Consider the following 22,344-nt stretch of genomic DNA (forward strand, 5'->3'; position numbering starts at 1 on the left):
TTTCCGCGACAGGGCGATTTCGCCCCGACGCAGGGGCCGATGCGCGACTACACTCGATTTCAGACCACCTGAACGCGAGGCTGATATGCCGCCGATGCCGGCCATACTGTTGCTGATCCTGCTTCTGTGGAACACAACGGCCGGCGCCCTGACCCTGACCGACGAGGAAAAAGCCTGGCTCGCGGCGCATCCGCGGGTGAGCCTGGGCGTCGATGCCTCCTGGCCTCCGTTCGAGTTTCGCGATCAGGAGGGCCGATACCAGGGATTGGCCGCCGATTACATCGCCTTGCTACAGGAACGCCTGGGCGTTTCGCTCACGCCGGTGGAGCCGAAAAGCTGGACCGAAGTGCTGGAACTGGCGCGCAACCAGCGTATCGACCTGTTGCCAGGTATCATGTCGACCCCCGAACGCCAGGCCTACCTGTCCTTCACCCGCCCCTACCTGGACTTTCCCATCGTCATCCTCGCCCACGAGGGCGGCGCGGAACCTCGCACACTGAACGACCTGTATGGCCTGAAAGTGGCCGTGGTTGAGAATTACGCCCCCCACGAGCTGCTGCGCGCCCAGCACCCTGATCTCAATCTGGTGGCCATGCCCAATGTCAGCTCGACGCTGCAAGCGTTGGCTACCGATGCGGTGGACGCAGTGGTCGGCGATCTCGCCTCGAGCATCTGGAGCTTGCGCCAGCTCAAGCTCGACGGTTTGTACGTGAGCGGCGAGACGCCTTATCGCTACCAGCTGGCCATGGCCACCCCTCGGGACAACCCGATACTGGTCGGCATCCTCGACAAAGCAATCGCCGATCTTGGCGACAAAGAGATCAGCGCGATCCAGCAGCGCTGGGTGGGCAATGTGGTGGATAAACGAGCGCTCTGGCACGACCTGGTGCTGTATGGCCTGCCCGCCGTACTGGTACTGCTGGCCATGCTCGCTGCGGTCATGCGCATCAACCGTCGCCTGAGCTCGGAGATCTCCCGCCGCATATCCCTGGAGCAGGAACTGCGCAGCAGCGAGTACCACTACCGCAGTCTGATCGAAAGCCTGTCGGCCATCGCCTGGGAGGCAGACGCCAACGACTTCACCTACAGCTATGTCTCGCCGCACGCCGAGGACCTGCTTGGCTACCCAATCCAGAGCTGGCTCAACCCGGGTTTCTGGCGCAGTATCCTGCACCCCGAGGATGCCCTGTGGGCCCAGGCCTACTGTGAAAGTGAAACTGCTGCCGGCCGTGACCACAGCCTCGATTACCGGGTGATCCGTGCCGACGGCCAAGCGTTGTGGGTGCGTAACATCGTCAGCATGATCGAACACGGTCATCGCCCGGTGATGCGTGGCTTGATGATCGACATCAGCGAAACCAAGCGCACCGAAGATGCCTTGCGCCTGTCGGAGCAGAAGTTCGCTTCGGTGTTCCAGCAATGCCCGGACATTCTGCTGATCGCCCGGCACAGCGACGGCGTGCTGCTGGAGGTCAACGAAGCCTTTGAAGAGCAGATCGGCCTGAGTCCCACCCAGGTGATCGGGCGCACCGCGACCCAACTGGGCCTGTGGGGCGTCAGTGGCAGCGGCCCGGCATTGCTCGAACGTCTGCACCAGGGCGGCATCCGTAACCTCGAGATGACGTTTCGGCGCAGCAATGGCCAGTTGTTCACCGGCCTGACCTCGGCTGAAACCTTCGAACTCGATGGCATCCCGGCACTCGTCGTAGCGGTGCGTGACATCAGCCAGCTCAAGGAAACCCAGGAACAACTGCAAACCTCCGAGGAGAAATTCGCCAAGGCCTTCCACGCCTCACCCGATGGCCTGCTGCTGTCACGCCAGAGCGACGGCCTGTTGATGGAAGTGAACGAGGGCTTCTGCCGCCTGACCGGCTACGACCTCAACCCGTCCATCGACCAGACCTCTTTCGACCTGGGAATCTGGGTGGACCTCAACGAGCGCAAGCGCCTGATCGAGCAATTGACCCGCGATGGCTTCGTCCGTGATTTCAGTTGCCACCTGCGGCGCAGCGACGGGCAGATCCGCCTGTGCGAGCTCTCCGCACGGCCTCTGCCGATCGGCGGCATCGACTGCATGCTGACCATCGCCCGCGACATCACCGAACGCCACCTGATGCAGGAAAAGCTCCAACTGGCTGCCACCGTGTTCGAGAACACTGCCGAAGGAGTTTTGATCACCGACATCGACCAACGCATCAGTGCGGTCAACCGAGCCTTCAGCGAGATCACCGGCTACAGCGAGATCGAGGCTCTCGGCCAGACTCCTCGCCTGCTCGCCTCAGGCCAGCACGACAGCGCCTTCTATGCCGCGATGTGGCACCAACTGACCGCCGAGGGCCACTGGCAAGGCGAAATCTACAACAAACGCAAGAACGGCGAGCTATACCCCGGTTGGCTGACCATCAGCGCGGTCCGTAATCAAGAGCGCGAAATCACCCACTTCGTTGCCGTATTCGCCGACATTTCCAGCCTCAAGCACGCTCAAGCCAAGCTCGACTACCAGGCCCACCACGACCCGCTGACCGGCCTGCCCAACCGCGCCCTGTTCGAAAGCCGCTTGCAGACCGTGCTCACCTGCCCCCAAGTGTCGAGTCGCCAGGGCGCGGTGCTGTTTCTCGACCTCGACCGCTTCAAGCACATCAACGACAGCCTCGGGCACCCGGTCGGCGACCTGTTGCTCAAGGGTATCGCCCAGCGCTTGAAGGAGCAGGTGCGCGACGTCGACACCGTGGCCCGACTGGGTGGCGACGAGTTCATCATCCTGCTGCCCGGGCTGCACAGGCCCAGCGATGCGAGCGCCATCGCCAATAAGCTGCTGGCCTGCTTCAACGCCCCGTTCGAGGCTGGCGAACATGAGTTCTTCACCAGTGCCAGCATTGGCATCAGCCTCTACCCCCAGGACGGCACCGACGTCGCCTCGCTGATCCGCAACGCCGATGCCGCCATGTACCGCTCCAAGGCCAAGGGCCGCAACCGCGTCGAAGCCTACACCCGCGACCTTACCGCCCAAGCCAGCGAACGCATCGCCCTGGAGCACGAACTGCGCCGCGCCATCGAACGCAACGAAATGAGCCTGTGCTATCAACCCAAGCTCAGCCTGAAAACCCAGCAACTGGTCGGTGCCGAAGCCTTGATCCGTTGGTGCCACCCGACCCTCGGCGAAGTGCCCCCTGAGCATTTCATCCATCTGGCCGAAGAGAACGGCACCATCCTGCAACTGGGCGATTGGGTACTGGAACAAGCTTGCAAGCAGATGTCTCGCTGGAAGAAGCGTTACCAAAGTTTCGGCCCGCTTTCGATCAACCTTGCTGGCGCACAACTGCGCCACCCCAACCTTGCCAAGCGCATCGAACACCTGCTCAAGCACTACCAGCTCCAAGCCGGCGACCTGCAACTGGAGATCACCGAGAACTTCATCATGAGTCAAGCCGAAGAAGCGCTGGCAGTCCTGCATCAGCTCAAGGAGCTGGGCGTACAGCTGGCGATCGACGACTTCGGCACGGGATACTCATCGCTCAGCTACCTCAAGCGACTGCCCCTGGATATCCTCAAGATCGACAAGTCGTTCATCCGCGGCCTGCCCGACGACACCCACGATGCCGCCATCGCCCGGGCGATCATCGCTCTGGGCCGCAGTATGCAATTGACCATCATCGCCGAAGGCGTGGAGAACCAGGCGCAGCAGCGCTTCCTGGCCCAGGAGGGCTGCGAGCAGATCCAGGGCTACATCGTCAGCCTGCCGCTGCCGGCAGATGAGTTCGCTGCATCCTTTCTTCGTATAGCACTGTCCGATCTTTCGGATGGCACCCGTTCAAAACCCTCGTTATAATCGCCTCCACCTCCTGAGGGCCTATAGCTCAGTTGGTTAGAGCAGAGGACTCATAATCCTTTGGTCCACGGTTCGAGTCCGTGTGGGCCCACCAACCTTGAAGCCGCGTATTACGCGGCTTTCAGCTTTCTGGGTTTGTGGCAGCCGGATCAGTCCTATGGTCCGAAGGTACAAATTAGGTACAGTGCGGCTTCGCTTGCACGCCTTTGGAGTCCTTCAGATGGCCACAATCGTCAAAACCCCTGCCGGCACCTGGAAGGCCGTCATCCGCAAGACCGGATGGCCGACCAACGCCAAAACCTTCCGCACCAAACGTGACGCCGAGGATTGGTCACGACGCACCGAAGATGAAATGGTGCGGGGTGTGTATATCCAACGCAGCGGTTCCGAGCGACTGACACTCGAAAATGCGCTGCAGCGGTATCTGCGCGAAGTCAGCCCTACCAAGAAGCCCACCACGCAGAAGGCCGAGGCGACCAAGGCTCAGCAGTTGATCAAGCACCTGGGCAAATACTCGCTGGCGGCTCTGTCATCCGAGGTTATTGCCAACTATCGCGATACACGCCTGGGCTCCCTGACCAACCGCGGCCAACCCACCAGCAATAACACCGTGCGGCTAGAGCTTGCCCTCCTCAGCCACCTATTCACTGTCGCAATTCAGGAATGGGGCCTCGGACTCACATACAACCCTGTGCTCAACATTCGGAAACCGAGCCCAGGTGAAGGCCGAAATCGTCGGCTTACAGCAGACGAGGAACGTCGCTTGCTGAAAGAGGTAAACAAACACAGCAACCCTATGCTCGGATGGATCGTCAGCATCGCCTTGGAAACGGGTATGCGATCGTCTGAAATCACAGGGCTACGTCGGCATCAGGTCGATGTCAAAAAGCGCGTAGCACGCCTTCTGGTAACGAAGAACGACAGCGCCCGGACTGTGCCACTTAGCAAGCTCGCTGCAGCAACATTCCAAGCAGCGCTTCAAAACCCTGTGCGCCCCATCGATTGCGATTTGATCTTTTTTGGTGAACCTGGAAAGGACGGGAAGCGGCGCCCTTATGCCTTCACGAAAATCTGGGGATTGCTCAAATCTAAGCTGGGCATGCCAGATTTCCGCTTCCACGACCTTCGCCATGAGGCAGTCAGCCGATTGGTTGAAGGTGGGCTTTCAGACCAAGAGGTTTCTAGCATCAGCGGCCACAAGTCAATGCAGATGTTGAAACGATATACGCATCTTCGCGCGGAGGACCTGGTGGTGAGGCTTGATAGCTTGAAAGCTAAAAAATAGGCAAAAAATAATTTCTATTACATATTCGCCGACAATAGATTTCAGGAAAACCCCTATATACATTAGCTTTTCCACGTCTGCCAATTAACCAAAACCATATATTTTGGCAACCACAAACCAACAAAGTCTTTAATCCAAACTAATACGCCTTGGTTGAAAACCGAGGCGTAGCCATTTGACGACTGCGCTTCACTACCCAAAGATACGCCTAACTATTAGCAACTATGGTTGATTGACAATGACGACCGAACAATATTTGCTTGAGCGCTTTGGCCCACTAATGAGCATCGTAGACATTGCCGCGATATTAGGCCGATCGCCAGAAGGAGTCAGAGTGGCCCTTTACTCAAACACCGAAATCTCTAAAAGACTCAAACCTACGATGCTCAAGATCGGCCGGCGAGTTTATTTCCGCACCCTCCAGGTCAAGGAGGTATTGTCGCTCGACGGGGAGCGTGGAAGTGCAATCCCATGAGCACGGATCAAACCTTCAAAGTTAAAAAGCCGCCCTACTGCATTGTTCCAGCAAGCGTCCTAACCGAGAGCAGACTGAGCTGGCGTGCGCGCGTGATCTTGTCTTGGATGCTGGGTCAGAACGAAGGCTGGGAGCTTAGGGTCGGCCACATACGTGGAAAATTCGGCCTCAGCGAGCAGCAATGGAGCGCTACAAGCAAGGAGCTACGGGCGCTAGGCTACTTCAAGCAGGAGCGATTCCAGAATGAATCCGGGAAGATCATCTGGGAGAATTTTGTCACGTATAACCCCAGTGAACCATCCCCCCAAAAACCAGGGGGTGGTCGGTCATGCCATGGTGAGCCACTGCCCGGGAAACCATCCCCTGGCCCCCAGGGGGATATACCAATAAAAAGAGAAAACAATACAAACCATACCAATATAAAAGAAACTAGAACAAAACCTAACACCAGCGAGACTTCACCGAAGCATACGCTCGCATGGCCAACACTGGCCGCCACAGAGCGGAGCCTCATTGAGCCATTGTTGATAGACGTGGACCAACAAGCCGCTCAGATGCTTCTTGATGAGCTAGCAGGCAATCTGGAAGCGGGCAGAGTTAAAGCACCTAACAGATGGTTCAAAGCAGTTCTCAAACGCTACAGAGAAGGTAAGTTCTCGCCCACGATTGCACGCGCTATGGCAAATAAGCAGAATTCGTCATTGCCAGACCAGCCCCGCAAAACGAAGCGGGTGATCAAGACGAGATCGGTTGCGGATGCAAACATCTCCGGCATGCCAAAGCACATAGCTGCAGTTCTGAATAGAAAATATCAGCAGCCACAAGCGTAGGAGCGAAGCGCTGTGAAACCTCGCCATTATTCGCCGTTCATCTCCGCGCTCCGCTTGGGCAACCCCTTCGGTTGCATCCCGCGTCCTATCCTTGCCGGACGGGCGGCAGGGGCAGGTCCGGCGGCTTCGCCTTGTTCCTCCCCCTGTCGCTAGGCTTGGTCGCTTACAGCTGCATCAAGGGTACGGCTACGCCCATCATCCTCACCCGTTCGGTGCTCGCCCTCCGGGCTGCGCTCCGCTGCGGCTTGCGGTGATGCCCTTGACCCAGCCTCCAGCTATTCGTGAATGCTGGCTGAAACAAATTCGGCCAAGGTGAGCTCCCCGTCCACAAAAGCTTGAGCGCGTCGCTTTTCTTCAGCGCTCAATACAAAGCCCTCAAGCCCGATTGACACGCACGCATACTCGACAGCCTTCCGACGCCGCTCCCGCTCAGCATTCGTGACGATGATGCTCTCCGAAGTATTCACGGGCTTTCCCTTCGTGTCGGTGACTAAAACAAGACAATTTCAGCGCTGAACAGATCAACGAGTGTCAAGGGCGTCACCGGAGGCCGCAGCCCGTGAAACGGGACCGGGCGAGGATGACGGCGAAGCGAACCCTTGACGCTGCGCACCTCCAATCCTATATGCGGGGGCTGCTGGATGCCTTTCCCAGCGGCCCCTGCTACCGGCGAGGGCGGGAAGTCCAGAGGGGCAGAGCCCCTTTGGGTAAGCCCGCCAGGGCGCGCAGCATGCTCCACGGCACCAATAGACCTTTAACTGCCGACTTTCCCTCCTCTCGCCCTACCCCAGTTCTTGCCCAGGTTCTGCATGACGTGCTGCCGGTAGGCGGGATTCCAAACGCTGTTCCCTGCGATCACATGATTTAAGCCTCTTGCAGTGGTCATCATGCCCGACTGCAGATCACGGCGCGTTGACATCGGATTAACTGTGTTGAAGACCGCCTTGGCTGGATTCAACGCCGCCTGCGCCATCTGCCGCAATGTGATCGCACTGGACGACAAACCACCTGCAAGCTGACCTCCTAAAGAGTAAGCCTGATAAACCATGTAGAGCACGATCCCGCTCAACGCGAGGATCTCCAACATGTCGGTCGCTGGGCCGTTTCCAGCAGTGGGCTGCACATCTGCCAACATTACCGAAAAGAATTTCATCCCAAGCGTCAGCACTGACGTGACAGCAGCACACTGAATGACATAGGTCATCACCTGGGCGAACCATTGATCGAACCACTTGCTGGTCATCTGGCCGAACAGCAGCATTGCAATGAACAACGGACCGCACCCAAGCAAAAACGCTAAAAGTACCTTCGCTGTAATGATCATCGCTCCAGCGGGTAGCGTGATCAGGAATGTTGCAAAGAGCATCGTTCCAGCGATGACCCCGTCATAAAGAATCATGCCTATTTCGGTAATCCCACGCCTCCCTGCACGAGCAATGAGATCAGAAAAGATATCCAAGCCGTCGGTCATAGCTCTATCAATCACCTGATAGACCGATGTCGCAGCTACACCGTCGCCGTTTGGCGAAAATGCATCTGCCAAGCCAGCCTCAAGGCCGTGAATCGCTTCCACCACCCAACCAAGGTACGTATCAGCATTGAGTGCCAGTGCGCCGATAAACACCCACTTCAGCATCAGCTTAAAGAGATGTGGAAGGGGATGCTCGATGAACCCACCGACCGACAAAAGGCCCAGGGTCATGAAAAACAGGCCACCGCCGACAACGAACAAGCCCGAGAAGTCATCAATGACACTATGTGCCATCAGCTGAACGTAGCTATTCAACACCGCGTCGACTGAGCCACCTATCCATTCGTAGATATTGGACTCCATGGTCATTGCCCCTCCAGATTCAGCATTTCACGCTTCCGATAGCCGCGCTGATCAAGCTGCTGCTCATTCCTGGCTTGCTTGGCATTAACGCAGTTCGGCGTAAGGGCCAGAGTCCCGGCATGTCGCTCACACTCCGCTATACGGATATCCCTTTCCGAACTGTGGGCTTTGTACCAATCGACAGAATGGACCGATTCATCCGCCCCGCAGCCCGTGAGCAGGAACAAAGCGACAATTGAGAAACGATAGGCTGTCATTTCCGGCCCTCCCGATTCTGATCCGCCCCATTCACTTCGCGAGGCAGCACATGCTCCGCCTCCGTGCGGAATTCCCCAGCAAATTTCAGGGAATAGGCCAGCTCAGCAGCGTTGATAATCTCGAGTGCTGCAAGCGTTCTCAACGCGCTTTCCCTTGTCCCTGCCCAACTACCCGCGATGCGGTATTCAGACCTCGAAATCAATAGCGACGAACCCAGTGCACATGCGAACGAGATCAAAACGGCGAGCGTTGACGAGATTGGCCCAGTTGCTCGGGGCGGCACTATCTGCAACCAATCCGCAAACGCGAGCACAAAAGGCATGATCGCGGCCGACGCTGCCAGGAGATCGCTCTGAAACAACTCGGGTGCACGTCGTGACACCTCTTTCAAAGCCCCGAACCGGCCAATACAAATCCAGAATCGTCGTAAGGAAGTGAGGATGAAGAAGCACACGACCAAGGGGAGGATATGAGCGTACGAGATCATTTCAGTTGCCTCCCAGGTTCAGCACTTCGCGATTCTTGTAGCCTCTCTTGTCGAGCACCTGGGCATTCAATTCCCGTTGTCGCTGCTCCTGGATCTTGCCCTCAGCCTCAGCGACCATTTGGAACATCTGCAATTTGGTCTGCTCGTTCTGGATCATCGCTTGCTCTGCCGCGATGCGACCTTGCAGCTCTGCGATCCCTTTGGGATCTTGCGTTTGATTGATCTGCCCCATGAGCTGGTCAATCTGGCGTAGTCGGGCTTCGGCCTGGTCATAGGCTTCCAGCGCAAACGCTTTATCTTGCGAAGGCTTCACCGCCTGTGCTCGGCAAGCATCGCGCTGCTGATCCTGAACCAGGCTTCCGCAAGCATCGAACACCTTGTTATCCGCATAGATCGAACCAGCACGACCATTTAGGCCTAAATAGCCGCCACGCTTCACTGCGTCATACACAGCCTGCCAATCTTGTGGCAGATAATCTCGCAGCTGCGGGTCATCGAATACTCGACCGAGTCCACGCGACCCTGTGAGCGCACCGTACTGCTGCTTCATCTGATCAATCTGAGATGTCATCTGCTGAACCTGCTGTGCCCAGCGAGTCGTGTTAGATGCGAACTCTGCAACAGTCATGGGGGAATCCGTCACTTGGGTAGTAACGGTTACAGGGATTTGCGCGTATCCCTGCTGCGAGCCGAGCATCAACGCGAGCGTTGTCGCGAAACTAAATGGCCGGACGCCTTTGTAGGCGAGACGCTTGAACAGACCCATAGTCACCTCTCCATTGGACATGGTGAACACTGGGCCGTCTGTCCGACCTGTCGATCTGTTTAGGAATCGCACCCAGCACGGATGTACCGTTCTTGGGGTGACTATGCGCCAGTCTTACCCGGTGTAGGCCCCGTCTTTTAAGGGCCGCGCCCATAATGCATTAAGCATCAGCGAGACGATTACAGCATTCATGCAATTAAACCAAAGCACTGTACTTTGGCAATATCTATTATCTCACTTTGGCGCACTATCTGAAAGTGCCATACATCCCAAATTCTTCGTCATGACGAAATCTCGATTGCTACGAAGGACTACTGCAGGATAGGCTAATCGCCGGTAAAGTGTGCGCACACAGTTTTCAAGAGATACCTTGCAGCGTGTGAGAGGTCGTTATGCGAAAGCCCAACCGAGCTATGAACGTCCACCTGGGGGCAGATCTAAAGGCGCGCTGGGTCGCCTATTGTGATGTACGAGGTAAAACACCAGGGGCTGCGCTTAAAGAGGCAATCGAACATCAGCTAGCTAACGCGGATGTCAGCACGACACCGAAAATCTATCGACAAAACGAGCAATTCAAAGAGCGAAAGCAACGCTTCGAAATACTTCTGACTAAATCAGAGAAAGCTGCTATTGCACAACGTTCACAAGCCGAGAGGTGCTCTATGAGACGCTGGATTGTAGATGCCATTCGTGTGGGCTTGACTCACGAACCACAATTTTCAATGTCAGAGATCGATCAGCTAGGTGAGTCTAATTATCAGCTGCTTGCTTTAGGGAGAAACTTAAATCAAATTTCCAGGGCTTTGAATGAGGGGCGTTACGAGCCGGTGACAGTAGAACGGATAGACGCTCTTAGGTACCTAATTGACAACCATACCACCAGAGTTAGTCGAGCTATCCGGGCGAGCCTAGAGCGCTGGAGCCTTGATTAGCTTGTTCACCCAACTTGACCACTAGCATTACGCGCGCCATTGACGGTGTAGGGGCGATAGTTAAGCACACACCGCCAAGGGAGAATGTTGATAAATTTATCTGCCTGTCCCTTTCATCATCACGGAGGAATATATGCTTGATTTGAATTTAGAGCTTCCAGCTGAAGTCGGTGAACTGGCAAAGGTCCACGGTTCGAGTCCATATGGGCCCACAAAAAAATCAATGGCTTACGTCTAATCGACGTAGGCCATTTCTGTTTCAGGGCACAAATCTTCCCCGTATTGTTCCCGTTTCGTCATCCGATCCTTCGAACGTAGTGAGCTTCCCGACACCCTTGGGGGCGATGCCTGGAACGCTCCGAATTTTGCTATCGGGACTCCCCTGCTCTGATCGCCGAAAGCCCAGTGCGCACAAACAAGCCTTCCACGATCACTTTAAAAATCAAACCAGCAAGCAAGCCAAGGCAAACCGTTAAAGCGTCATTTTTATTTGAAACCCAACCGCCAGCGCGTTTCCTCTTTGCTTACCAAAGAATGCACCAGGCTCGATGTAGTACTGCACATCGGGGCGCAGCAGTAGCCAGGGGGTCACTTGCGCGCCGTAGTTCAGCTCCAGCACTTGCTCCCCGCTATCCAGGCCACTGAACATTGCATATTGCTCTGCACTGGCTGCAGCGGCTTCCTGCAAATCGCGGGCGCGCGGGTTGATCACGGCGCGGCCATAGCCAAAGGAAATGGAGTCTTGCGGGCGGCTGTCAAACGGCTTTTGCCTAACCAGGCCCACGGAGTACCAGCGACGCATGGGTGAGGTCGCAGCGTTACTGGTGGCAGCTTGCCCGAACAACCGTAGGGCACTCGCCGGGTCTTGCTCATCGCGCCAGATCGCCTGGTCGACCAGCAAGTAAGCGCCTGTACGACTGCTGCTTTTACCGGTGCCGCCAATCTTGGGGTAATCGGAGGTATCGTAGTACCAGCCCACCTTGTACTGGCCGTTGAGGAAGGCGCCGTTATTGATGATCGCCTCCAGTGGCATGATGGCGCCCGTCGTGCCATTGGCGGGCATGGCGAAGGCTTTGGATACGCGCGCGTTGTACTCCGGGTTGACTTGGAACAACGCCGTTTGCAGCGTCAGCGACGGGTTGACGTCATACCGCAACTCGCCACCCCAGTGGGCTGTCGGGTAGTTACCCCAGCCACTGCCGCTGGACATGGTCAGCGGGTGTGCACAAAAGCCGGCGCTGACAAAGTTGGCCAGGATCGGCATGCCACCGAACTCGGTGCCCATGACCATGTAGCCAACCTTGGCGGACAAGTCGGGGGAGAACAGATTGCGCTGGTAACTCAACTCCGTCAGCCGGGTGTACTCGCCCCCATAGATTTCTTGCGCGGACATGCGGTTGCCAATCAGGTCCTCGGTGGCACTGTGGCCGCGACGATCATTGACCAGCACTTGCACACGACCGGCATCTGGAATGTCGAGCAGTTTGCTCAAGTCAAACTGCGCGCCCAGACGTATCTGTTGTGCATAGCGGGTGCCGCGCTTGATGCCGCCATTCAGGTTGGAAAGGGTTTCCGAGGTGTAGTCACCCGTCAGCTTTATACCTTGCTCCTCCAGCTTCTGGCGCTGTCCGCCCCAGTTGCCAGTGAGCGTAGGTTGCGTCATCAGGCTGGAAGTACCTGCCAGTGCGCAAGGCAGGGGCAGGAAACACAGGGACAAGCCGCTGCACAGGCTGCAGGCCAGCACGGTGCGGAGGGGTAATGACATGGTGGGCAGGCTCCCTTGCGTGAGAAATCGTTGCACAGCCCAGGCTTGCGAGAGGGCCGACTGGAAAGAAAAATCCCCGCGAACGGGGATTTTTCATAGGGCATCAACGAAGCGTTACGGCTTGCTGCTGTCAGGCAGCGCGTACGCGATGATGTAGTCGCCCACATCTGGCGAATGGCTCATGCCACCAGCGGAGATCACCACATACTGTTTGCCGGTGGTGGGCGACTTGTAGATCAGCGGGGCCGCCACGGCGCCCACTGGCAAGCGGGCCTTCCAGACTTCCTTACCGGTTTTCGAGTCGAGTGCACGCAGGTAGTAGTCCTGAGTGCCTGCGAAGAACACCAAGCCGGATGCCGTCGAGGTCGGGCCACCCAGCGTCGGCATACCCAGCGGGATCTGCATATGCGTCTTGATCCCCAGGGGGCCAGTATCCTGAACCGTGCCCAGTGGCACCTGCCATACCAGCTTCTGGGTATTCAGGTCGATCGCGCTCATGCTGCCAAACGGTGGGGTATTGCATGGCACGCCCAGCGGTGACTGGAGAATGTCGATCTTCACGCCGCCATAGATACCTGCAACCTGCGGGCGAATGGTGCCCATGAAACCAGGCACTTCATCGGTCGAGACTTTGTACTTGCGGGTGTTTTCCTGGGTTACCAGCGACATGCGTAACGGCATGCGCATGTCGTTGACGAACATCATGCCGGTGTTTTCATCGATGGAAATACCACCCCAGTTCATGCCACCCAACAGCCCTGGCCATTCGATGTACGGCTTCTCGGTGGGCGGTGTGAACGGGCCGACGTATACCGAGTCCTTGAACATGATGCGGCAGTAGAGTTGGTCGAAGGTGGATACCCCCCACATCGATTGCTCGGTCAATGGGTCCGCACCAATCACCGGCATGCCGGTCGAGAACGGTTGGGTTGGCGAAAGGTGTTCGCCTTCTGCAGCCGGTGAGGTGGGAACGGGGCGTTCCTGGACCTCAGTGACGGGCTGACCAGTACGACGGTCCAGTACGAAGATATTGCCGGTCTTGGTGGTCTGAATCAGCACCGGGGTCTTCACACCTTGCGCATTGTTCATTTCGTAGAGCACGGGTTGCGAAGGCAGGTCGTAGTCCCAGACATCATGATGGACAGTCTGGTAAACCCACTTCGCCTTACCCGTCGACGCGTCGACCGCGACAATCGCTGTGCCGAACTTCTCCTTCACCTGATTACGATCGCCACCCCAATAGTCAGGCGGGCCGTTACCGGTTGGCAGATAGACCAGGTTCAATTCCTTATCGTAGGTAGGAACAGTCCATACGTTAGGTGTTTCCAGCGCGAACTGATGGTCAGCTGCTGCGGTGTCGGTGCCTTCAGGCGCGCCGACATCCCACGCCCATACCAGCGCACCGGTCAGCACATCGAATGCACGTACGGCACCGGAAGGCTCGCCGGCCACGATGTCACGTACCCAACCGCCCACCACCGTGAGGTGGCCCATGACGACAGGCAGCGATGTCGGGTGGTAGCGCTTGCTGTCTTCCGTTGGTCCCATGCCTTTCTTGAGGTCAACGAAACCTTGCTCGCCAAAGTTGGGGCACAAGTTGCCAGTGTGTGCGTCCAGGGCAAACAAGCGGGCATCCACCGACGACACCAGGATGCGCTGGCGACATTGCTGTTCGCTGGCATGGGAGGCCTTGGCCTCGGCGCTCAGGCTGTCGTCGCGGTCGATGTCGTAATAGCCCACACCTCGACAGGTCACGTGCTCGGCGCTCTTGGCGTGCGGATCGAACTTCCAGAGCGGCTTGCCGCTGTCGCCATCAAGCGCGGTGATCAGGTTTTCCGGGGTGCATGAGTAGAGCACGTTGCCGATCTGCAACGGAGTGTTCTCGTCAACGCCGGCACCTGGGCCAGTGGTTCTGCGGCCAGTCCGGTAGGTCCAGGCAACTTGCAGGTCCTTGACGTTTTCTGGGGTAATTTGTGTGTAGGGGGCAAAGCGCGTTCCCGAAGCGTTGCGCCCGAAGAACTCCCAGTTCTCCGGGGCCTCGGCGGTTGCATCCGGGATTGCCTGGCTACCAGCTGCAATCGGGTTGGAGATCCCGCCGTGCGGGAAGAAGGCGGCGATGAACGTGGCGATCAAGGCCAGGAACACAGCAAACCCGGCGCGATTGGCGGCTCGACGTGTACCCGACGCGGTATCGGGTAGCGCAGCTCCGACCCACAGGCTCAGGGTCAGGATGATGGCTGGAACAACCAGGCGAGGCAGCAGTTGCCAGTAACTAAACTGGCCAACTTCGTAGAAGGCCCAGACGCAAGTGGCAAGAAATATCAGAATGGAAAGTACAGTACTGATTTTCTTGCGCAAGAATGCGAGTACAGCCAGCACGACGTAAGCCAGCCCTGCCAGCAAGTAATAACTTGAACCGCCCAAGGCCAGAAGCTTGGCACCGCCATAAATCAATGCCAGCGCTACACACATTACAAGTAGCGAGAAAAGAATTCGCCCGGCACCGCTTAACGAGCGCCTCCCAGCGTTGCTGCAATTTTCATCCGTCATAGTGTGTAAGCTCAATTGGTGAGTACATAGCGGTTCCCTCAGGGCGCGAGCAACCGAGCCAAGGAAAGGGTGGCTTCTGGTTTTAGCAGGTGATACGAACAAAAGCTTCGGGAAGGTTTTCGCCAGCAGTAGATCTCGTGTAAAGCGTCAGCGATACAGATTAAATGCTACTAGCTGTAGAACAAATCAGGTGAGCCTGCTGACACGAAAGATCTATAAGCTTGGTATAAGCCCTGCATTAAAGCCCGTAGCCTATAGCTTAACGCTACTAGAAGAATAATCCAAAACAGCCGCCCAAATACATCCACACGATTGAGAAAGATTGTTTGCAAATCAGCAACAATCAGTCTAGTGATCTTGCCCAGCAGCCGTGGACACGGGTTTAAGCACACATCCTGGCCTCGAAGGCCTCTGGGCTGATGTGCCCCAGCGTGCTGTGTCGCCGCTGGCGGTTGTAATCGGTTTCGACGTATTCAAACACGGTTTCACGCATCTGGGCGCGGCTCGTGAAGCGCTCGCCGTGGATGCACTCGACCTTCAGGCTGTGGAAGAAGCTCTCTGCACAGGCATTGTCGTAGCAGTTGCCTTTGGCGCTCATGCTGCATCGCAAGTGATGGGCGCGGATCAGCTCCTGGTAAGCCGCTGAGCAGTACTGGCTGCCGCGGTCGCTATGCACGATCACGTCATTAGGCTGCCTGCGTCGCCACAGCGCCATGTGCAAGGCATCGCAAACCAAGTCGGCCGTCATGCGTTCGTTCATGGCCCAGCCGATCACCATCCGTGAATACAGATCGATGACCACTGCCAGATACAGCCAGCCTTCCTCCGTATGCAGGTAGGTGATGTCACCCACCCATTTCTGATTTGGCGCAGATGCCTTGAAATCCTGCTTGAGCAAGTTCTCTGCCACTGGCTGGGAGTGCTGAGAATTGGTCGTGGCCTTGAACTTCTTGGCGGCCTTGGCACGCAGTCCTTGCCGTTGCATCGAGGCGGCTACCGTCTTGCGATTGCAGGGTAGGCCGGCTTCCCGCAGGTCGTGGCACAGCCGTGGAGCCCCGCTGCGGCCCTTGCATGCGCTGTATGCCTGAGCGACCTGCCGATCCAGTTCGGCTCTTCGCCGCTGGCGCATTGACGGCCTGCGAGAGCACCAAGCGTAGTAACCGCTGCGGGCAACGCCCAACACGCGACACATGGCCTGGATCGAGAAATGCGCGGTATGAGTCCTCATGAAGGCGTACTTCACTTGAGGCTCTTGGCAAAGTACGCGGCGGCCTTTTTTACGATGGCCAGCCCCTCGGCGTGCTCGGCCAACAGCCGCTTGAGTCGGGCATTCTCGTCGGCCAGCGACTGCTCGCGCTCGCTGCCGGCCTGAGTCTGGTGCTTCTTGCTCCGCCAGCCGTAGAGCTGGGAAGCATGCAGGCCGAGCTGTTCGGCAGCCTTGCTGACGCCAATGCGCTCGGCCAAAGCCAGCGCTTCGTCCTTGTAGGCTTGGGAATGGCGGGTGCGGGTCTGCTTCATTGGGGTTGCTTGTCTTGCCATGATTCACCTCGTTGCAGTTTATCGCTTAACGGGGTGTCCACTGGGACTGGGCAAGATCACCTCTAGCGTTCCAATGAGCCTGATTTGTTGCGTTACTTGCAAAAGACTTTCTCCAAAACCGACAGAGTTAGACGGGCAGTCTTCTTGTAAGATTATTTGACCCCATCTATATGAGTCCCAACTGATAGGGGTGAGATCATACCCCCACTTTTCCAAAAGGAGCCATATTATGTGGACAAAACCTGCATTCACTGACCTGCGCATTGGCTTTGAGGTCACTATGTATTTTGCTAATCGCTAAATCTCTAATGCAACTTCACGCCTCGGCCTGCCGGGGATCTTCCTTTTTCGAAAATATTTCTGAAATAGAAGACGGCCATTCAGGACCTGTAGAAAAAACTAGAACCAACATTTAAGGCATATGTAACGCATCTGAGATGCCAGATACGTACCTCAATAGGGGCTCCGCCAGCCGTTCAGCCTTGGTCTCGGCGCCTCGGGCGCTGCCCGATCCGCCGAATCCATCGCCGCAAGATAGCGGTCAATGCTCTGCTCGATCTGCTGCATGCGCGCCTTGATCTTGCCCTGGGTAAAGTTGCGGTCGCGGTTATTTACGGCTTTGAATTTGCTGCCGTCGATGGCAATGATCGACTGGGAGAAAAGATTGAGGTAGCGGCAAAGCACTACGAATTGCCGGCAGACGCTACGAATGGCTTTGCCGTTGTCTCTGCGAAAGTCGGCAATCGTTTTGAAGTCAGGAGCCAACCGGCCCGTTAACCACATCAGCTCAACATTGCGCTCTGCCTCGCGCTCAAGCCGGCGGCTGGACTGAATCCGGTTGAGGTAGCCATAGATGTAGATTTTCAGCAGGACTGCTGGATGGTAGGCCGGACGACCCGTTGCAGCCGGATCGACACCCTCGAACCCGAGCACTCCGAGGTCGAGTTCATCGACGAAAACGTCAACCACCCGAACAGGGTTCTCTTCGGTGATGTAATCATCCAGGCACTCCGGCAGCAGCGTGACTTGCGTCCGGGCCTCACCCTCAATGAACCGCTTCATGATCGTCCCCGCCACGATCTCGACGATCAGAAGGTTAGACAATCGCAGGTGTTTTCACACAGCCTGGGTCGATAGCTGCCGGTCAAGACGTACCGTGGGCTGGTCACATCCGAGGCAAATGCCTTGGTCAAATCGAATGCAAACAGGTGGTCAAGTGGGATGCAAGCGCTTGGTCAAGTCAGGTGCAATTTCCCAACCGGATCGCCGAATGTTAGAAGCCACAGCTGCTATTCATCGGCCGGGTAACAGAAAGCATGCCGCTCGATTGCTAGACGGTGGCACTGCACGCGATCAGTGGAATCTACAGGAACGCATACCTATACCGAGTAACCGGCAAAAACAGTACAGCCAAGGTACATTGCCCAGCTTGGCCAAGCTTTTCTAAATTACGCTCAACGGCAAGTGTTACATGGCCTCCAGCTATGCTAGCCTACGCTCTGCTTTGAGTGGTTTCGCTAGGCATATCGGTTGGCCGGGCAACTCATAATCCTTTGGTCCACGGTTCGAGTCCGTGTGGGCCCACCAATCTGAAAGCCGCGCAATTGCGCGGCTTTTCTCGTTTCGAGATGTGCTACCGGAACGTCGGCAAGCATGCAGATGCCCACAAAGTGTCCACTGGGGCCGCAGCCCCTCTTTTCGACCCGATCACCACCTAACGCATCATTCCCAGCTCTGCGTCATCCATCAGCGCCTTGGCTAAAGCGCTCAAGTAATGCGCCGCCCAGAGCAATGTCGAGTTGTCGTCCATGAGCCCGGTCAGGGTCATATCGCGTACATAGCCCATCAATTCCGATGCTTGCTCACGCGCCTCCTGACAAGGAATGCCAGGCTCTATGCAGAACAGCGGTTGGGTTCCCCCGTCGCCCTGGTAAAACTTAGTCTCTCCGACAGTGGTTTTCCCGTCGTTATCTTCCGTGGACATGGTGCTCTCTCCCTGGTTCTCTAGGTGCCTGGGCTGACCTCAGCGCCTCGGCTTAGGGCCATGGCAAACCAGCGCCCCGCGAGGGCGACGCCCGGTTTGTCAAGTTACGCCGCCTAAGGGGAACGCTGATTTGCCAGCACTGAAACCGGCCCAGGCGAAACTTGGTATCGATGTAGATGCCTTGAAGCCATTGAATTGCCTGGATAGAACGCAGCGCGGCGCCAGCCCCAGACAACGTCAGTTTCAGCTCAATGCAAAGTTCGACTCAGTGGCATTTGAACCTGCGCCAACGCCGAATCGATCAACTTACGTAGGGTCGAAAGTTCATGCATCGACGCCATCACCAGTAGCGTGGTGGGTGAGCGAGGTTGTAGATAGGCCGCTTGCTGCGCAACAGCTTCCGCACATAGGGCATAGTCTGCCGCCACCAGTAGCGTGTCTTCCAAGGAGGTGGGGTTTTGCGGTGGATCGGGGACAATTTTCAACACAGTCTGCTCCTGAGTTCCAATGGACCGCCATCGAGTCTGCTGTCAAACAGAAGGGTGGCGGCTGTGCATGGGTTGACAGACCGGTGGAACTCAGGGAGACCGGCGCACGCAAGCGTGCCCCACGCACAGCCACCATTGCAGGCGAAGCAGTGCTTTAAGTTCCTTGCGGCCTGTCAAAGCCACATCGTTGATATGCAACGACGGCTTGAGACTAGATCGCTTGCCAGTGAGGCCGCAATGGAAAATAGGCGGGTGAAGTATCTTTGGGAAACGGACTACAAGGAAGGGGGAAAATCTGATTTTCGATCTTGCTGGAGATACCGCATGCGCAGCGATGACCTCGACCGGAGGTCGATGACTTTGAAGGCGAGAAATCTGCGGCAAATCACTCTCCACATGCACCGATCACATGTCCCAGTTTTCCCGCAACGCATGGACATGTCATAGGACGAATCAACGTGCGGAATTAGACAATGAGCCGAATAGCCTGCATTATTCGGCTCATGTAATGAGCCGAATAAGCTCATTAAACGGCTCACAGGCGATTCCGCATGAATAATCCTCTCTGGATCTGGCAACAGCCCAACTGGCCTCGATTCAGCTGGCAAGCCGCAAAGCTGGCACCGCTACTAAGGGCCTGCAGCCAGGCCCAAGGTCGCTTGCTTGGCATGCTCAATGCCGCGGGCAATGATACCGAGGTGCAGAGTAGCCTTGATGCCATGCTGCAAAACATCGTCACTTCATCCGCCATCGAAGGTGAGCAATTGAATGTTGGTTCGGTGCGCTCATCCCTGGCCCGACGCCTGGGACTGAGCGACAACGGCCGCACCACCTCTCGCTCCGAAGGGCTGGCGCAATTGCTGCTCGATGCAACGTGTGGCTACCAGCAGCCGCTCGATGCGCAGCGCTTGTTCCTGTGGCATTGCTGGTTGTTCCCGGCCGAAGATTCCCTGCTGAGCCGCCCGTTGCGTATCGGCACACTTCGCGGCGAGGAACCGATGCAGGTGGTATCTGGCAGGCTCGAGCGCCCTACCGTGCACTTCGAAGCACCTCCCCGCCTTGGACTGGAAGAACAGTTGGGCGAATTTCTCGACTGGTTCGAGGGCAGCCGTAGCGACGTCAGTCTCGACCCCTTTCTACGCGCAGGTATCGCACATTTCTGGTTCGTGACCCTGCACCCGTTCGATGACGGCAACGGGCGCCTTACCCGCGCCATTACCGACCTGGCACTGGCTCAAGGCGAACAACAGGCGATCCGCTTTTACGCTATGTCCGCCAGCATCCTGGAGGACCGCGCCGGTTATTACCGCATCCTGGAAGCGAGCCAGCGGAGCACCCCGGACCTGACCGCCTGGCTGCAGTGGTTTCTCGCCACGCTACTCAAAAGCCTGGAGCAAGCCCTTGCTCGCATCGACCGCGTACTGGTGAAGGCGCGTTTCTGGCAAGCTCATCGCAGCCAAACCTTGTCAGCCGAACAGGTGAAAGTACTCAACCGTTTACTCGATGGCGGCGAACGCGGCTTCGAAGACGGCATCAGCGCGGCGCAATACCAGGCCGTGGCCAAGGTATCCAAAGCGACTGCGACCCGCCACTTGAGCGACCTGCTGGAGAAGGGCTGTATCGAACGACTACCGGGTGGCGGGCGCAGCACGCGTTATCAGGTAGTACGCTGAACGCCTGGGCCATGCCGAACTGTGCCCTCGACGGGCCAATACTCTGATCTCCACTGCTTGCTCCTAGATCAACATGGGCAACCTCATACGTGGCTGCGCCACCTATTAGAGCGGCTGCCGCACTCCTCGTCAGGGACAGACTACGGAGCACCGGTGACCTGGAATTGCTCACCAGAGATGACCCGGTAAACCAGGATTTCATGCGCCGGTAGGTGGGATTCAAGGATCACTCTCGATCAAGCTCTCTTCTTCGGGCGGTGCACGACTGATACCCGACCACCCCGCGAACCAGCCTCTCGCTCATTCGAGACTTTCACCTTGGGCTTCCCCGCATACAAGGCGTCCCACCCTTTCATGGCAAGTGCAACTGTACGCGGCACTGGTTTCTCTCCGCTTCGGTAGTAAGCAAGCATGCGCCGGCTCAACCCCAGCTCCTGAGCTGCGCGGTCCAGTGTCAGCTCGTTTCCAGCCATCCAATTCCAGACACGCTCATGAGAACACTTGCCCGACTGCTCAACCGCGAGCGCCCGAAGGTTGTCAGCTGCGAGTTCTAGATTGTCATCATTGTCCCAGATCACTGTGTCCTTCCACTCCCCCATCGCCGCAGTAGCAAATACTTCAGGGTCGGACAAAGGGCGCAAAGTCGGATGCTTTGCGATGACCTCGGCAAGCTCCACCGGAAATCGCTGGCCATCGGCGAATGTCAGCAATAAAGACCCTGGGGCGGTAACGGCTAAATCGGTCAACAGGAAATGCTTGTTGGTCATGGGTTCAACTCCTTCCACTTGGCAAGCAGTTGAGGTCGGTTATGCGAGGCCCATTCGACGGCCTCGCTCAGAGTGCAATGGTTGCACCGAACAGTATCATCACTGCCGACGTAGCTCTTTCAGAAAAATGTAAGCAGTACTTTCGAAATCGCCCATTTTGAACACTGCGGTTTCGAGCCTGTCGGCCCGGCCAATGCCTTGGCGCCTCTGGTTTGCCCTTGCCGCACATACCCCCGCTGGCTAGGCTAAGAGGCCTACTACCGAGACCCACCATGCCAGCCTCCCGCCCCATCACCCTCGACGAAGTCGATCGCCAGCTCATCGCCCTGCTGCAAATCAACGCGCGCGAAAGCGTCGCGACCTTGGCGCGTCAGCTCGGGATCGCCCGCACCACGGTCAACTCGCGCCTGGAGCGTCTGGAAAAGAACAAGGTCATCACCGGCTATGGCGTGCGCCTTGGCCAGCGCCTGATCGATGGGGGCCTGCAGGCCTACGTGGGCATCAAGGTGCAGCCGCGTTCGGGCAAGGATGTGGTCCGCCGACTGAGTGCCATGGGGCAGGTGCAGCAACTGTGCGCAGTGAGCGGTGAGTTCGACTATGTGGCCTGGCTGCGCAGCGAATCGCCAGAGCAACTCGACGAATTGCTCGACCAGATCGGCAACCTCGCAGGTGTGGAGAAAACCACGACGTCGATCATCCTCAGCAGCAAGGTCGACCGGGGGCAGCCGATCTGAGCGGATCAACGTGTGGCGCTTCATGCGCCGACATAATGTCGAAGTATCCAGTCATTACGACGATAATAAATACATTACGTAGCTACTCTGCACCTTAATTACGAACACACCGCTCCATAAAATGACCTTCAGCCATCTCCTATACTCA

Annotated in this window: 19 protein-coding genes, 1 tRNA gene and 1 pseudogene; 9 read left to right on the top strand and 12 right to left on the bottom strand. The window is 57.1% G+C overall.

Annotation, left to right across the window (positions count from 1 at the left end; all coding sequences use genetic code 11):
* Positions 1 to 85 precede the first annotated feature (85 nt).
* The 5 genes from KY379_RS04870 to KY379_RS04890 all read left to right on the top strand — a co-directional run bounded on the left by KY379_RS04870 (position 86) and on the right by KY379_RS04890 (position 6,419).
* Positions 86 to 3,829 carry a bifunctional diguanylate cyclase/phosphodiesterase gene (locus tag KY379_RS04870; RefSeq protein WP_261239345.1) on the top strand — a complete coding sequence of 1,248 codons (3,744 nt, stop codon included), beginning with the start codon at positions 86 to 88 and terminating at the stop codon, positions 3,827 to 3,829.
* A 17-nt stretch (positions 3,830 to 3,846) separates the two neighbouring features.
* A tRNA-Ile gene (locus KY379_RS04875) sits at positions 3,847 to 3,923 on the top strand.
* 126 nt (positions 3,924 to 4,049) lie between these two features.
* Positions 4,050 to 5,114, top strand: a complete 1,065-nt coding sequence (locus KY379_RS04880) for a tyrosine-type recombinase/integrase (protein WP_004887790.1) — start codon at positions 4,050 to 4,052, stop codon at positions 5,112 to 5,114.
* A 238-nt stretch (positions 5,115 to 5,352) separates the two neighbouring features.
* Positions 5,353 to 5,589: a hypothetical protein gene (locus KY379_RS04885; protein WP_054573701.1), complete on the top strand. Its 237-nt coding sequence runs from the start codon at positions 5,353 to 5,355 to the stop codon at positions 5,587 to 5,589.
* Positions 5,586 to 6,419 (top strand): hypothetical protein, encoded by an 834-nt coding sequence (locus KY379_RS04890; RefSeq protein ID WP_054573700.1) that lies wholly within the window; start codon positions 5,586 to 5,588, stop codon positions 6,417 to 6,419. The genes KY379_RS04885 and KY379_RS04890 overlap by 4 nt, the downstream gene beginning before the upstream one ends.
* Positions 6,420 to 6,694: 275 nt before the next feature.
* Here KY379_RS04890 and KY379_RS04895 read toward each other — a convergent pair whose 3' ends face one another.
* The 5 genes from KY379_RS04895 to virB5 all read right to left on the bottom strand — a co-directional run bounded on the left by KY379_RS04895 (position 6,695) and on the right by virB5 (position 9,764).
* Positions 6,695 to 6,886 carry an antitoxin VbhA family protein gene (locus KY379_RS04895; RefSeq protein ID WP_054573699.1) on the bottom strand — a complete coding sequence of 64 codons (192 nt, stop codon included), beginning with the start codon at positions 6,884 to 6,886 and terminating at the stop codon, positions 6,695 to 6,697.
* A gap of 287 nt (positions 6,887 to 7,173) precedes the next feature.
* The gene (locus tag KY379_RS04900; RefSeq protein WP_239688304.1) at positions 7,174 to 8,259 is read right to left on the bottom strand and encodes a type IV secretion system protein; all 1,086 of its coding nucleotides are present in this window, start codon (positions 8,257 to 8,259) and stop codon (positions 7,174 to 7,176) included.
* On the bottom strand, positions 8,256 to 8,510 hold the full coding sequence (locus tag KY379_RS04905; RefSeq protein WP_054573698.1) for an EexN family lipoprotein: 255 nt from the start codon (positions 8,508 to 8,510) through the stop codon (positions 8,256 to 8,258). Before KY379_RS04905 ends, KY379_RS04900 begins: the two co-directional genes overlap by 4 nt.
* Entirely contained in the window at positions 8,507 to 8,998 is a 492-nt protein-coding gene (locus tag KY379_RS04910) for a hypothetical protein (RefSeq protein WP_054573697.1), read from the bottom strand. Before KY379_RS04910 ends, KY379_RS04905 begins: the two co-directional genes overlap by 4 nt.
* Position 8,999: 1 nt before the next feature.
* Entirely contained in the window at positions 9,000 to 9,764 is a 765-nt protein-coding gene (gene virB5 / locus KY379_RS04915) for a P-type DNA transfer protein VirB5 (protein ID WP_054573696.1), read from the bottom strand.
* 392 nt (positions 9,765 to 10,156) lie between these two features.
* On the opposite strand from virB5, the gene KY379_RS04920 reads away from it, so the two are divergent.
* Positions 10,157 to 10,696, top strand: coding sequence for a plasmid mobilization relaxosome protein MobC (locus tag KY379_RS04920; RefSeq protein WP_253153040.1), 540 nt, complete (start codon positions 10,157 to 10,159; stop codon positions 10,694 to 10,696).
* Between the two features lie 472 nt (positions 10,697 to 11,168).
* Here KY379_RS04920 and KY379_RS04925 read toward each other — a convergent pair whose 3' ends face one another.
* From KY379_RS04925 to KY379_RS04935, 3 genes are all read right to left on the bottom strand, one after another.
* Entirely contained in the window at positions 11,169 to 12,461 is a 1,293-nt protein-coding gene (locus tag KY379_RS04925) for a carbohydrate porin (protein WP_054573695.1), read from the bottom strand.
* Positions 12,462 to 12,575: 114 nt separating this feature from the next.
* Positions 12,576 to 15,011: a membrane-bound PQQ-dependent dehydrogenase, glucose/quinate/shikimate family gene (locus KY379_RS04930; RefSeq protein ID WP_054573694.1), complete on the bottom strand. Its 2,436-nt coding sequence runs from the start codon at positions 15,009 to 15,011 to the stop codon at positions 12,576 to 12,578.
* A 382-nt stretch (positions 15,012 to 15,393) separates the two neighbouring features.
* Positions 15,394 to 16,550 (bottom strand): IS3 family transposase gene (locus KY379_RS04935; protein WP_261239346.1). Its coding sequence is split into 2 segments (ribosomal slippage): positions 15,394 to 16,292 and positions 16,292 to 16,550, totalling 1,158 coding nucleotides; the frame shifts between segments, so codons are not numbered across the junction.
* A gap of 229 nt (positions 16,551 to 16,779) precedes the next feature.
* Between KY379_RS04935 and pqqA the strand changes: the two genes are divergently transcribed.
* Entirely contained in the window at positions 16,780 to 16,851 is a 72-nt protein-coding gene (pqqA, locus tag KY379_RS04940) for a pyrroloquinoline quinone precursor peptide PqqA (RefSeq protein ID WP_003253598.1), read from the top strand.
* A 179-nt stretch (positions 16,852 to 17,030) separates the two neighbouring features.
* On the opposite strand, the pseudogene KY379_RS04945 reads toward pqqA, so the two are convergent.
* The 3 genes and pseudogenes from KY379_RS04945 to KY379_RS04955 all read right to left on the bottom strand — a co-directional run.
* Positions 17,031 to 17,612: pseudogene (locus KY379_RS04945) on the bottom strand (transposase); the annotation flags it as partial.
* A gap of 652 nt (positions 17,613 to 18,264) precedes the next feature.
* Positions 18,265 to 18,534 carry a DUF3077 domain-containing protein gene (locus KY379_RS04950; RefSeq protein WP_196172038.1) on the bottom strand — a complete coding sequence of 90 codons (270 nt, stop codon included), beginning with the start codon at positions 18,532 to 18,534 and terminating at the stop codon, positions 18,265 to 18,267.
* 248 nt (positions 18,535 to 18,782) lie between these two features.
* On the bottom strand, positions 18,783 to 19,022 hold the full coding sequence (locus KY379_RS04955; RefSeq protein WP_196172039.1) for a hypothetical protein: 240 nt from the start codon (positions 19,020 to 19,022) through the stop codon (positions 18,783 to 18,785).
* Positions 19,023 to 19,573: 551 nt separating this feature from the next.
* Between KY379_RS04955 and KY379_RS04960 the strand changes: the two genes are divergently transcribed.
* Positions 19,574 to 20,695, top strand: a complete 1,122-nt coding sequence (locus KY379_RS04960; RefSeq protein ID WP_196172040.1) for a Fic family protein — start codon at positions 19,574 to 19,576, stop codon at positions 20,693 to 20,695.
* 236 nt (positions 20,696 to 20,931) lie between these two features.
* Here the strand turns inward: KY379_RS04960 and KY379_RS04965 are convergent, their stop codons facing one another.
* On the bottom strand, positions 20,932 to 21,462 hold the full coding sequence (locus KY379_RS04965) for a DUF2442 domain-containing protein (protein WP_196172041.1): 531 nt from the start codon (positions 21,460 to 21,462) through the stop codon (positions 20,932 to 20,934).
* A gap of 272 nt (positions 21,463 to 21,734) precedes the next feature.
* On the opposite strand from KY379_RS04965, the gene KY379_RS04970 reads away from it, so the two are divergent.
* A complete protein-coding gene (locus KY379_RS04970; RefSeq protein WP_133327326.1) occupies positions 21,735 to 22,196 on the top strand; it encodes an Lrp/AsnC family transcriptional regulator in 462 nt (153 codons plus the stop codon).
* Positions 22,197 to 22,344: the final 148 nt, after the last annotated feature.

This window comes from Pseudomonas sp. HD6422 (assembly GCF_025377065.1).
Classification (GTDB): Bacteria; Pseudomonadota; Gammaproteobacteria; order Pseudomonadales; family Pseudomonadaceae; genus Aquipseudomonas; species Aquipseudomonas putida_U.